Genomic DNA, 11,558 nt, shown 5'->3' on the forward strand with positions numbered 1-11,558 from the left:
TTCTCATCGTCTCTCCTCTCGCTGTCGGTGGATCAAGCTGCCCTTTGCACGTCCTGCGACCCGCTCGAGGCGCTTGCCGCCGTCCCGGTTCTGGTCGACAGGCTGCGTCCCTTGACCAGACCGAAGATGGCCGGAATCACGATGAGGGTGAGCAGGGTCGACGAAATCATGCCGCCGATCATCGGCACGGCGATGCGCTGCATGATCTCTGACCCTGTGCCCGTACTCCACATGATCGGCAGCAGGCCCGCCATGATCGCGACAACGGTCATCATCTTCGGGCGCACGCGCTCGACCGCGCCTTCCATGATCGCGTCCTGGAGATCCTGCCGATTCACCGGACAGCCTTCGACGCTGCGCCTCGCCTTCACCGCGGCCAGCGCGTGATCGAGATAGATCAGCATCACGACGCCGGTCTCTGCGGCGACGCCGGCAAGCGCAATGAAGCCGACGGCGACGGCGACCGACAGATTGAAGCCGAGCCACCACATCATCCAGATGCCGCCCACCAGCGCGAACGGCAGCGACAGCATCACGATCAGGGTTTCGGTCATGGCCCTGAAGTTCAGATACAGCAGCAGGAAGATGATGGTGAGCGTCACGGGAATGACGATCTTGAGCCGGGCAGTCGCGCGTTGCAGATACTCATACTGGCCGCTCCAGAGTACATAGGTGCCGGCCGGAAACTGGATGCTCTCGGTGACGGCGCGCTGCGCGTCCGCGACGTAGCTGCCGATGTCGCGGTCGCGGATGTCGACATAGATGTAGGTCGCGAGCTGGCCGTTCTCGGTGCGGATCGAGGTGGGGCCACGTGCCGGCTCGACCTTCGCGACCTCGCCGAGCGGCACGGCGCCGCCTGAGGGCATCGGCACCAGGACATCGCTGGCGATGGCCTTCGGATTGTCGCGGAGATCGCGCGGATAGCGCATGTTCACGCTGAAGCGCTGCCGGCCCTCCACCGTCGTGGTGACCGTCTGGCCGCCGAGCGCGGCCGCGATCGTATCCTGGACGTCCTGGACCAGGAGTCCGTAGCGGGCGAGGGCCTCGCGGTCGGGCGTGATCTCAAGGTAATAGCCGCCGATGCCGCGCTCGGCATAGGCCGAGGAGGTTCCGGGGACGGTCTTGATCACCCGCTCGATCTGCTTGGCCAGACGATCGATCTCGGTCAGGTCCGTGCCTATTACCTTGACGCCGATCGGCGTGCGGATGCCGGTCGAGAGCATGTCGATGCGCGCCTTGATCGGCATGGTCCAGGCGTTGGAGACGCCGGGGAATTGCAGCGCCTTGTCCATCTCGGCAACGAGGCTGTCGATCGTGACGCCGGGCCGCCACTGCTCCCTGGGCTTGAGGTTGACGACCGTCTCGAACATCTCGGTCGGCGCGGGGTCGGTGGCGGTCGCCGCCCGCCCGGCCTTGCCGTAGACAGAGGCGACCTCGGGGAACGACTTGATGATCCGATCCTGCATCTGCATCAGCTCGGCGGCCTTGGTGACGGAGATGCCGGGCAGGGTGGTCGGCATGTAGAGCAGCGTGCCCTCGTTCAGGCTCGGCATGAATTCGGTGCCGAGCTGGCGTGCCGGCCAGACGGTGATGGCGAGCACGGCGGCCGCGGCGAGGATCACGAGCGTCTTGGCCCGCAGCACACCCTTGATGACCGGCCGGTAGATCCAGATCAGCAAGCGGTTGATCGGATTGCGATGCTCGGGAACGATCCTGCCGCGCACGAAGATCACCATCAGCGCCGGCACCAGCGTCACCGAGAGTAGCGCCGCTGCCGCCATCGAGAACGTCTTGGTGAAGGCGAGCGGGCTGAACAGCCGGCCTTCCTGCGATTCCAACGTGAAGATCGGCATGAACGACACGGTGATGATCAGCAGGCTGAAGAACAGGGCGGGACCGACCTCCGCGGCCGCGTCGATCAGGATCTGGACGCGTGATGCGTCGGGCTCGGCACGCTCCAGATGCTTGTGGGCGTTCTCGATCATGACGATCGCGGCATCCACCATGGCGCCGATCGCAATCGCGATGCCCCCCAGGCTCATGATGTTCGAGCCGAGTCCGAGCAGCTTCATCGCGCCGAACGCCATCAGCACGCCGACCGGCAACATCAGGATGGCGACCAGGGCGCTGCGGACGTGCAGCAGGAACACGATGCAGACGAAGGCGACGACGATGCTCTCCTCGAGCAGCGTGTGCTTCAGCGTGTCGATGGCGGCATAGATCAGGTTCGAGCGGTCGTAGACCGGAACGATCTCGACCGATTTGGGCAGGCTGCTCGCGATCTCATGCAGGCGCTTCTTGACGTTCTCGATCACGTCGAGCGCGTTGACGCCGAAGCGCTGTAGTACGATGCCGCTGGCGACCTCGCCCTCGCCATTGAGCTCGGCGATGCCGCGCCGTTCGTCGGGGCCAAGCTCGACATTGGCGACGTCGCGCAGCAGCACGGGCGTGCCGCCTGAGCTCTTGAGCACGATGTTGCCGAGATCGTTGATGCTCTTCAGATAGCCCTTGCCGCGGATGACGTATTCGAACTCGGACAGCTCGACCGTCCGGCCGCCGACATCGGCATTGCTGGCGCGGATCGCATCGCGGATCTTCTGCAGGCTGATGCCGCGGTCGCGCATGCGCTGCGGGTCGAGCACGACGTTGTACTGCTTGACGAAGCCGCCGATGCTCGCGACCTCGGCGACACCCTCGGCCTTGGCGAGCGCGAACTTCAGGTTCCAGTCCTGGATCGTGCGGGTGTCGGCGAGATTCAGCTCCTTCGACATGACGGCGTATTGGTAGACCCAGCCGACGCCGGTCGCGTCCGGGCCGATCGTCGGCGTGATCCCCGCCGGAAGCCGCGAGGCCGCGCTGTTCAGGAACTCCATCACGCGCGAGCGCGCCCAGTAGATGTCGGTGCCGTCTTCGAAGATGACGTAGACGAACGACACGCCGAAGAACGAGAAGCCGCGCACGACCTTCGACTTCGGCACCGTGAGCATCGCGGTCGTCAGGGGATAGGTGACCTGGTCTTCGATGACCTCAGGCGCCTGACCGGGATACTCGGTGTAGACGATCACCTGGGTGTCCGACAGATCGGGAATTGCGTCGAGCGGCAGGTGAATGAGTGCGTAGAGCCCGGCTGCTGCGGCGAAGCCGGTCCCGAACAGGACCAGCAGCAGGTTGCGCGCCGACCAGGCAATGATGCGGGCGATCATTTGTGGTCTCCCATGCCGGCGTGGTCGCTGCCGGCGGATTGCGCTTCGTCGGAGTCCGCGAAGCTCTTCAGCGCGGCCTTCAGGTTGCTTTCGGCGTCGATCAGGAAGTTGGCCGAGGTGACGACCGCCTCGCCATCCGACAGGCCATCGCGCACCTCGACATAGCCGGCGCCGCGCCGGCCGAGCGTCACGGCGCGCGGCTCGTAGCGGCCGCCGCCCTTGTCGATGAGGACCGCCTGGCGCCTGCCGGTGTCGAGCACGGCATCAGCGGGCACGGCCAAGAGCGGCGCCGGGTCCGCGGTGTCGATCTCGGCATCGACATACATGTCGGGGAGCAGCGCGAGGTCCGGATTGGCGAGCTCGATCCGTAGGCGCGCCGTCCGCGTGTCCTTGTTCACCTGGGGATAGACGACTGCGATCGTGCCGGCGAAGGTTCGGCCCGCGAAGCTGCGCGCATGGATCGTCACGGGCTGTCCGACGGCGATGCTGCCGAGGTCGCGTTCGGCGACATCGACCAAGGCCCAGACCGTCGAGATGTCGGCGATCCGGAACAGCACGTCGCCCGGATTGGCGCGCATGCCTTCGGTCGCATTGCGCTCCAGCACGACGCCATCGCGCGGCGCCGACCATTGAACCGTGATCGGTGCGACGCGCGACCTCTCCATCGCCATGATCACCGGCTCCGGGACGTCCAGATTGGTCAAGCGCTGGCGCGCGCCGCGGCCGTAGGCTGCGTTGCCGCCGACGATGTTGGAATTGATGGTGGAGAGATACTCGGCTGCGGCCGCGGCCATCGCCGAGCTGTAGATCTCCATCAGCGGCTGGCCCGCCTTCACGCGCGTGCCCGTGGTCACGTCGGCGACCTTCTGCACGAAGCTTTCGGCCCGCATCGCGATCACGGAGACTCGGCGCTCGTCGAGCTGGATCGTTCCCGGTGCCTTGACGGCGATGCGGAGCGTGCGCCGCTCGACCGGCGTGGATCTCACGCCCGTCCGCTGGATCTTGCCGGGCGACAGCTTCACCACGCCATCCTCGGCATCGTCGCCCTCGTAGACGGGAACGTAGTCCATTCCCATCGGGTCCTTCTTCGGAGAAGGCGACGTGTCAGGTAGGCCCATGGGATTGCGGTAGTAGAGAATCCGGCGCGAGGAGTCCGCCTGCTGCTTCGGCTTGGCGGGGGCGGGCGCGGCTTGATCGTCGTCGTAGACCGGCAGGTAGTCCCGCCCGCGCTCGTCCTTCCTGGGGCCTGCCGACCAGGCAGGGGCGCCGCTGGGATCGCGATAATACAGCGGCATCCGCTCCGCCGCCGTGGCGGCAAGATGGGGGCGGAGCGACGGCGGCGATGTCTGGATCGACCAGAGACCACCCAAACCAAGGCCGGCGCCGAGCGTAACGGCCGCGAGCAGACGCAATGTGTTCATGACATCACCGTGAGGCGCGCGACGCGCGCGATCCGTTGGGAAGGGCGGGGCGCTCGTCGGGGAGCGCCCCGCAGGCTCACTTCGTCGCCTTGACGACGACCTTGCCGGTGACCGTCTCCGGCTCGCCCTGCACCTTCGCGGAGAGTGTGACCTGGTAGCGCCCGGCCATCGGCAGGTCGGTCTTGAAGGCGTAGACGCCGGGCTCCTTGGACGGCAGCGGCGCCACCTCCGACACCATGTCGGCCATCCCATCCGGCGCCATGTCGACGCGTGTCTTGAAAATGACCGCGTCAGTTACGGCCTTGCCGGTCTGCTTATGGGTGAGACGAACGGCGACCGTGACGTCGTCGCCCTTCTTCATCTCGGCCGTGACGGGCTCGAAGCTGTAGTCGGCGGCGCCGGCGATGGCGGCCGGTGCGGCGAGCGAAAGGGTGGCGGCGAGGGCCGCGGTGCTGATTCTGGAAAGCATGGTCCTGTCCTCATGAATGGATCTCGGCCGTGGCGCCCGCGGCGCGCACGTCAGTCATCGGCGCGCAGACATTGTGCGCGTCGGCTCGTGCGAGATCAGACTCGAGGAGGTCGGAACGGAGGACTGCCGCTGTGAAGAGAAGCGACCTGATCGGCGGGAATGGCGATCCTGGTCGCGCTCACGGCGAGGGGCGCGAAGGCAACGGCCCTGACATCGCCGAGCGCAACCGTCCCTCCCGCGCAGCAGAAACCCATGCTGCATTTGGTGTTGTGCGACGGGGAGCCGGTGCCCTTCATGTCGTCGGGGCAGCATTCGTCCATCGACATGCCGGCCCCGTCGTCCATCTGCATGCTCGTCTGCATCTCGTCCGACGACGCCATCACAGCCGCCGATGCGCCGATCGGCAGCATCGCCACGGACAGGGCAATCGCGAACGCCAGGATGGTACGGACGAGCCGCATCGAGATGGAGTTACCTTTCCGGTCGCAGAGCAAGACAGCTAACATAAGCCAGGCGCCGACGCAGTCGTTGATCCCGCTCAATCCTGCGTGACCGTCGCGTCGCCGGAGGCATGACGACGGGCCAGACCAGCACAAGCGATCGCATGAAAGGAAAAGGATGGCGACGGCAAATGGTGGGCGCACAAGGGATCGAACCTTGGACCTCTCCCGTGTGAAGGGAACGCTCTCCCGCTGAGCTATGCGCCCGGTTGCCGGTGGCGGTCGTGGCTGTGAGCCAGCGAGCCGCCGAAGCAGTCCGTCGGAGCCCGCGATTTACGAAGCGCGGGCAGGGGGTGTCAAGGATTTGCGGCGGAGATGGCGAGGAAAACTGCCGGGGTGCGGTGGCCCGTCCTCGATCGGGGCCGAAACCGGCCCTCTCGCGGGCCGGCCTCCATACTGAAGCGAGGGGCAGATATCCGCCGCACTCGGCTCCGATCCGGCGGCCTCAGGCCCCGAGCTGCCGTGCTCGCGAGGCATGAGACTGCAGCGCGCGGATGCGGTCGGCCAGGGTACCGCCCTGGGGCGCACCGCCGGCCGCAGCAGCCGGCGCCGCGGTGACGCCATTGGCGTTGGCAGGCTTGGCGGGGGCCGGCTCGGCGGCCAGCATGGCCTCGATCGTCGAGTTCGGGCCCTCGATCTGCATCGCGAGCTTGGCGACCTCGGCGGCGATGTCGTTGATACGTTCGCGCAACAGCGCGTTCTCCATCCGCTCCTGGGCCCAGGTACTCTCGGCCTGCTGCTGGATGGCGTTCATCTCGCGCTGCAGCTTGGTGCGCTCGTCGCGGGCGGCCTGCAGCTGCTGTTCGAGGGCGGCCTTCTCGGATTTGAGCCGCTCGAACGCGGCCGACTTGCCGCTGCCCATCCCGGCCAGCTCCTCGCGCAGCTCCTTCAAGGCGCGGTCGGCGGCCACGTTGGCCTCGCGCAGCTGGTTGTTCTCGAAATCACGTTCGGCAAGCAGCTTGCCCTGGGTCGACAGCCGGCCCTCGAGGTCGGCGACGCGGCTCGCCAGCATCTCGGCTTCCTTGACCTGGACGATCAGCTGGCGGTCGAGCTCGGTGACGCGCTGGCTGAGATTCTCGACCCGCGCGCGGGCGTCGTTGAGCGCCTTGGTCGCGGTGTCGGATTCGTCGCGCTCCAGCGCGAGCCGCGTCTGGGTCGCGGAGAATTCCTTCTCGGCGTCGGCCACGCGGCTGCGCAGCTCCTCGACCTGGGTCCTGACGGACACCAGCTCGACCTGCCGGCTGTCGGCCAGCAGAGCCTTGTCGTTGAGCTCGGCAGTCAGGCGCACCTGCTCGGCCTGCTTCTCCTTCAGCGCCTGCTCGGCGGCGCGTAGCGCCTCCGTCTTGGCGGCGAATTCTTCCTCGGTGGCGCGCAGCTGATCCTTCAGCGCCTTCTCGCGCGCCTCCAGCGCAAAGATCGCGGCGTTCTTCTCGCCGAGCTCGATCTTCATGCGGTTGATGGCGTCGGTCTTCTTGCCGAGGTCGGCGAGCTGGCCGGTGGCCTTGTTCTTGAGCGCGTCGACGCTCATCTCCAGCCGCCGCGCCGACATCGCGAACTCCGCGCGCAGCTGGTCCTTGTCGGCCTGGATCTCGGCCATCGACAGCGGCGTCGCCGCCTCGAGCCGGCGCGTCGTCAGCCGCACCGCACGATTGTGCACCAGCGGCACGATCATCAGCGCACAGAGCATGGCGATCAGAAAACCGATCGCAAAATACATGATCGGCTCGACCATGACGCACAACTCCCGGTCAGAAATGATTAACGGAATCACAATGCACGGCGGGCTGATTCAACGCCAGCCCAATGCCGTGTTAACCTTGATCCGTCACGGGAGAACGTGTCCTCGCGGCATCAATTGGCGGTATCGGCGGCCGCCTCAGAACGGGTTCCAGGTCGCGCTCGGCGTGAACTTGAGGTAGCCGACATTGGCGCCGAGCCGCAGGCCGATGCCGGACCTGATCGGGACCAGCACGATGTTGTTGGCGGTGAGCGCCGTCATGCCGAAGCCGCCGACGATGTAGGCCGAGCCGTCGATGCCGACGAAGCGCTGGTAGATCGCGCTGGTGGCCGGCAGGTTGTAGACCAGCGTCATGGTGCGGGCGCCGTCGCCGCCCCAGTCGAAGCCGAGCGAGGGACCCTGCCAATAGACGCGGAGGTCGCCGGCGTTCTTGGTGTAGAGCGTGCCTTCGCCGTAACGGAGACCGGCGACGAAGGCACCGGCGCCTTCCTCACCCAGGATGTAGCCATTCGGCAGGCCCCATTGGCTGACGGCGCGCTCGATCACCGAGGCGAGGCCGCGCGAGACGTTGCCGAAGAAGCGGTGGCCGGCATTGACGAGCTCGTCCGGGTTGAAGCTGTCCGGGCTCGGCGCAGGGCGCGGCGGGGGGGCGGGCTGCTGATACGGCGGCGCGGCAGGCGGGGGCGCCTGCTGCGCGGCGACCGACGCGGTCATGGCCAGCACGGCCGCGAACGTCGTGGCGGCAAGGCGGGATGCGAAACTCATCGATGGAAATCCCCTGCTATCGGCTGCCCGAGCCTCGCCTTAACCTGACGCCAATCACATCGGGCGATTGTCGGGCGAGGGGCGATGCCCCTGCGACTCCCATGTTATCGGCACCAACTATGACCGCACAACGGCAACAACCGCCCCAGACCGGGTCAAAGTCGCTGTTTCGCCTTGTAATTGCCGCTATCGCGCTCGCTGCGCTGCCGCCGGTCGGCGCGCCGGCGGCCACGACGCAGCGCATCATCTCCGACCGCTTCAGCGGGCTGGCGATCGACGGCTTCGACCCTGTTTCCTATTTCGTGGATGGCAGGGCCATGCCGGGGCTGCCGGATTTTGAGGCGTCCCAGGGTGGAGTGGTCTGGCGGTTTCGCAACGAGGGCAATCGCGCCTCGTTCCTGGCCCATCCGGAGGTCTATGGCCCGCAATTCGGCGGCTACGACCCGACCGATGTGGCTCGCGGCGTGACGGTGGCCGGCAACCCGCGCTTCTTCGTCGTGGTCGAGGAACGGCTGTTCCTGTTCAACCGCGAAGAGAGCCGCGACGCTTTCGCGGCCGACCCGAGCCGCTATCTGCCGGGTGCGGAGGCCCGTTGGCCGGCGCTCGAGGGCGACCTGCCGCAATAGCGCGGCAGGGCTGTCTCAAACCTTCACCGCAGCCGGGTCGCCCCAGGCGATGAAGGACGGCACGATGAAGCCGTCGGGGCGCTCGCCATAGCGCAACGGCGCGCCGGTCTCGCTGGTGACGGTGCCGCCGGCGGCTGCGACCACGGCGTGGCCTGCCGCCACGTCCCATTCCGAGGTCGGGCCGAGCCGGGGATAGATGTCGGCCAGACCTTCGGCGAGCCGGCCGAACTTCACGGCCGAGCCGAGCGGCAGGCGCACCGCGCCCGGACGCGCCGCAATGAAGGCTTCGGTGCGGGCATCGCCATGCGACCGGCTGACCGCGGCGACCCATGCCGCGCCTTGCGGCGGCATCGGCCGGGTGCGGATCGGCTCGGCGGCCGCCAGACCCGCCTCGGTGAACGACAGCCGCTCGGCGCCACGGCCGACCAGGCCGCGCCAGATCTGGCCGATCGCCGGCGCGCAGACGATGCCGAGCAGCGGGCTGCCGTCGGTAACCAGCGCCAGGTTGACCGTGAACTCGCCGCGCCCGGCGACGAACTCCTTGGTGCCGTCGAGCGGATCGATCAGGAAGAAGCTGCCCTCGAACGGTCCTGCGCTCGCCCCGACCCGCTCCTCCGACAGCGCGGGAATCGCGGGCGCCAGCCGCGCCAGCCCCTCGGCAATGACCCGGTCGGCGGCAAGATCGGCCTCGGTGACCGGCGAGCCGTCGGATTTGTCGGTAACGGCCATGGCGCGGCGGTTGACGGCGAGGATCGCGTAGGCCGCCTCGACGACGAGCTCCGTCAGGGGCGTCATCAGCGCCGCGGCGGCCTCGACCCCGACGGTTCCTGCAGTCGGTGCCGTCGTCATTGCGCGGTGCTCCTTCCGGCCATTCCGTACGCAGCTGGCATCATCGTATCCCTGTTCTGGCGCCCGGCGCATCCGGGTACGGCCGTTCGCACGTTCATTGCGGCTGCCGGGAAAACCGCTACGTACTTTCCCGTGTCCCGCTCTCAGTTCGGTGGCGGTCCATGCTTTCGCAGTGTATCAAGCGTTAACGCAAGCATGATTCGCCCAGGTTCGCGGATTTCAGGAACATCGAATGTCCGGCACGTCCTCTCCCGAGATCGCCAATCCGATTCCCGCTCCCGATACGCTCGAACTTGCCGCTCTGCTCTGCTCGAAGGTCTGCCACGACCTGATTAGTCCGGTCGGCGCCATCGTCAATGGGCTCGAGGTGCTCGACGACAATCCGAAGCCGGAGGATCGCGACTTCGCGCTGGAGCTGATCCGCAAGAGCGCCAAGACGGCGTCGGCCCGGCTGCAATTCTGTCGCCTCGCCTTCGGTGCGGCCGGCTCTGCGGGCGCGCAGATCGATCTCGGCGACGCCCAGACCATGGCGCGCGGCCACATCGAGGACGCCAAGACCTCGATCACCTGGAATCTGCCGCGGCTGCTGTTGCCCAAGAACCGGGTCAAGCTGCTGCTCAACATGATGGTGGTGGCGCAGCAGACGATCCCGCGCGGCGGCATGCTGACGGTCGACCCGATCGGCGATGGCGAGACCATGAGCTTCCGCGTCGCCGCCACCGGGCTCAATGCCCGGCTGCCGCAGAACATCGTCAATCTGCTCGGTGGCGACTTGCAATCGACCATCGATGCCCACGCGGTGCAGCCCTACTACACCCGTCTGCTCGCCGATGCCTGCGGCCTCAAGGTGACGCTCACCGCCGACGGCAATGCGATGGTCGTGCAGGCGGCCTGATCGGGCGGACGTCCTGCCGCGTCAGTCCCTGCGACCTCGTGTCGTGGGACAGACGCAACAATCCATTCACCATGGTTAATCAAGCCTTGCCGATGTGTCCGAACTTGTCCGGATGCATCTTATCTCTTTGTTGAGTCCGTTCATTTGCGCTTACTCAACTAATATTAAACGCTTTGCACCGAAACTGGCCACGGTTTGAAGGGCGCGTCATGTCGCGTTCCGTTGCGTGCGAAGGCCAGTTTCATGGATGACCTGTTGCGTGAGTTCCTGACGGAGACCAGCGAGAGCCTGGATACCGTCGACAATCAATTGGTACGGTTCGAGCAGGAGCCGAACAACGCCAAGATCCTCGATAACATCTTCCGGCTGGTGCACACGATCAAGGGGACCTGCGGTTTCCTCGGCCTGCCTCGGCTCGAGGCGCTGGCGCACGCCGCCGAAACATTGATGGGCAAATTCCGCGACGGCATGCCGGTGACCGGCGAGGCCGTGACGCTGATCCTGACCACGATCGACCGCATCAAGGACATCCTGGGACAGCTCGAGGCCAACGAGGCCGAGCCCGAGGGCGAGGACCGCGACCTCATCAGCGAGCTCGAGGCCATGGTCGAGCGCGGCATGGCGGCGATGGCCGCCGGCGAGGCGGCCCCGCCGCTGGTGCCGGCCGCGCCGCCCGCCCCCGCGGTGACGCACGGCTCGCTGATCGACCAGACGCTGGAGCGTCCGCTGCGTCCGGGCGAAGTGTCGCTCGACGAGCTCGAGCGGGCCTTCCGCGAGACCGCGATCGAGTTGCCGCCCGCGCATGAGAAGGCGCCTGAGCCCAAGGCCGCTGCCCCGGCGCCGGTCGCCAAGGCCGGGCCTGCCAAGGCGGAAGCAGAGGCCAAGGCCGAGCCGAAGAAGGCGGCGCGGCCGAAGGTCAATGCCGACGGCGAGGTGCACGAGAACGACAAGGTCGCCAACCAGTCGATCCGCGTCAACGTCGACACGCTCGAACATCTGATGACGATGGTCTCGGAGCTGGTGCTGACGCGCAACCAGCTCCTGGAGATCGCCCGCCGCAACGAGGACACCGAGTTCAAGGTGCCGCTGCAG

At 66.9% G+C, this 11,558-nt stretch carries 10 protein-coding genes and 1 tRNA gene; 3 read left to right on the forward strand and 8 right to left on the reverse strand.

Annotated elements, in window-relative coordinates:
- Positions 1–32 precede the first annotated feature (32 nt).
- The 7 genes from ACQR0W_RS17715 to ACQR0W_RS17745 all read right to left on the reverse strand — a co-directional run bounded on the left by ACQR0W_RS17715 (position 33) and on the right by ACQR0W_RS17745 (position 8,096).
- Positions 33–3,203 carry an efflux RND transporter permease subunit gene (locus ACQR0W_RS17715; protein WP_316169439.1) on the reverse strand — a complete coding sequence of 1,057 codons (3,171 nt, stop codon included), beginning with the start codon at positions 3,201–3,203 and terminating at the stop codon, positions 33–35.
- Positions 3,200–4,624 carry an efflux RND transporter periplasmic adaptor subunit gene (locus ACQR0W_RS17720; protein WP_315714004.1) on the reverse strand — a complete coding sequence of 475 codons (1,425 nt, stop codon included), beginning with the start codon at positions 4,622–4,624 and terminating at the stop codon, positions 3,200–3,202. Before ACQR0W_RS17720 ends, ACQR0W_RS17715 begins: the two co-directional genes overlap by 4 nt.
- A gap of 76 nt (positions 4,625–4,700) precedes the next feature.
- Positions 4,701–5,093, reverse strand: coding sequence for a FixH family protein (locus ACQR0W_RS17725; protein ID WP_315714005.1), 393 nt, complete (start codon positions 5,091–5,093; stop codon positions 4,701–4,703).
- Positions 5,094–5,188: 95 nt separating this feature from the next.
- On the reverse strand, positions 5,189–5,554 hold the full coding sequence (locus tag ACQR0W_RS17730; RefSeq protein ID WP_315752732.1) for a hypothetical protein: 366 nt from the start codon (positions 5,552–5,554) through the stop codon (positions 5,189–5,191).
- Positions 5,555–5,725: 171 nt separating this feature from the next.
- A tRNA-Val gene (locus tag ACQR0W_RS17735) sits at positions 5,726–5,800 on the reverse strand.
- 238 nt (positions 5,801–6,038) lie between these two features.
- A complete protein-coding gene (locus tag ACQR0W_RS17740; RefSeq protein ID WP_316169370.1) occupies positions 6,039–7,325 on the reverse strand; it encodes a hypothetical protein in 1,287 nt (428 codons plus the stop codon).
- A gap of 144 nt (positions 7,326–7,469) precedes the next feature.
- The gene (locus tag ACQR0W_RS17745) at positions 7,470–8,096 is read right to left on the reverse strand and encodes a DUF1134 domain-containing protein (RefSeq protein ID WP_315714007.1); all 627 of its coding nucleotides are present in this window, start codon (positions 8,094–8,096) and stop codon (positions 7,470–7,472) included.
- 119 nt (positions 8,097–8,215) lie between these two features.
- On the opposite strand from ACQR0W_RS17745, the gene ACQR0W_RS17750 reads away from it, so the two are divergent.
- On the forward strand, positions 8,216–8,722 hold the full coding sequence (locus ACQR0W_RS17750; protein WP_315752674.1) for a YHS domain-containing (seleno)protein: 507 nt from the start codon (positions 8,216–8,218) through the stop codon (positions 8,720–8,722).
- Between the two features lie 15 nt (positions 8,723–8,737).
- Here ACQR0W_RS17750 and cysQ read toward each other — a convergent pair whose 3' ends face one another.
- Positions 8,738–9,571: a 3'(2'),5'-bisphosphate nucleotidase CysQ gene (gene cysQ, locus ACQR0W_RS17755; protein WP_316169369.1), complete on the reverse strand. Its 834-nt coding sequence runs from the start codon at positions 9,569–9,571 to the stop codon at positions 8,738–8,740.
- A gap of 232 nt (positions 9,572–9,803) precedes the next feature.
- On the opposite strand from cysQ, the gene chpT reads away from it, so the two are divergent.
- Together chpT and ACQR0W_RS17765 are read left to right on the forward strand one after the other, a co-directional pair.
- Complete coding sequence (gene chpT / locus ACQR0W_RS17760; RefSeq protein ID WP_315752676.1) at positions 9,804–10,466, forward strand: histidine phosphotransferase ChpT; 663 nt, start codon at positions 9,804–9,806, stop codon at positions 10,464–10,466.
- Between the two features lie 243 nt (positions 10,467–10,709).
- On the forward strand, positions 10,710–11,558 hold an 849-nt coding region (locus ACQR0W_RS17765; protein ID WP_434840718.1), incomplete at its 3' end, for an Hpt domain-containing protein.

The sequence above is a fragment of the Bradyrhizobium sp. HKCCYLRH1034 genome, assembly GCF_051168375.1.
GTDB lineage: Bacteria > Pseudomonadota > Alphaproteobacteria > Rhizobiales > Xanthobacteraceae > Bradyrhizobium.

Excerpts from the sequence above, each read along its gene's own strand:
- chpT (WP_315752676.1), top strand. The coding sequence starts at position 9,804 with ATGTCCGGCACGTCCTCTCCCGAGATCGCCAATCCGATTCCCGCTCCC.
- ACQR0W_RS17745 (WP_315714007.1), bottom strand. The coding sequence starts at position 8,096 with ATGAGTTTCGCATCCCGCCTTGCCGCCACGACGTTCGCGGCCGTGCTG.
- ACQR0W_RS17750 (WP_315752674.1), top strand. The coding sequence starts at position 8,216 with ATGACCGCACAACGGCAACAACCGCCCCAGACCGGGTCAAAGTCGCTG.
- ACQR0W_RS17730 (WP_315752732.1), bottom strand. The coding sequence starts at position 5,554 with ATGCGGCTCGTCCGTACCATCCTGGCGTTCGCGATTGCCCTGTCCGTG.
- ACQR0W_RS17715 (WP_316169439.1), bottom strand. The coding sequence starts at position 3,203 with ATGATCGCCCGCATCATTGCCTGGTCGGCGCGCAACCTGCTGCTGGTC.
- ACQR0W_RS17720 (WP_315714004.1), bottom strand. The coding sequence starts at position 4,624 with ATGAACACATTGCGTCTGCTCGCGGCCGTTACGCTCGGCGCCGGCCTT.
- ACQR0W_RS17740 (WP_316169370.1), bottom strand. The coding sequence starts at position 7,325 with ATGGTCGAGCCGATCATGTATTTTGCGATCGGTTTTCTGATCGCCATG.
- cysQ (WP_316169369.1), bottom strand. The coding sequence starts at position 9,571 with ATGACGACGGCACCGACTGCAGGAACCGTCGGGGTCGAGGCCGCCGCG.
- ACQR0W_RS17725 (WP_315714005.1), bottom strand. The coding sequence starts at position 5,093 with ATGCTTTCCAGAATCAGCACCGCGGCCCTCGCCGCCACCCTTTCGCTC.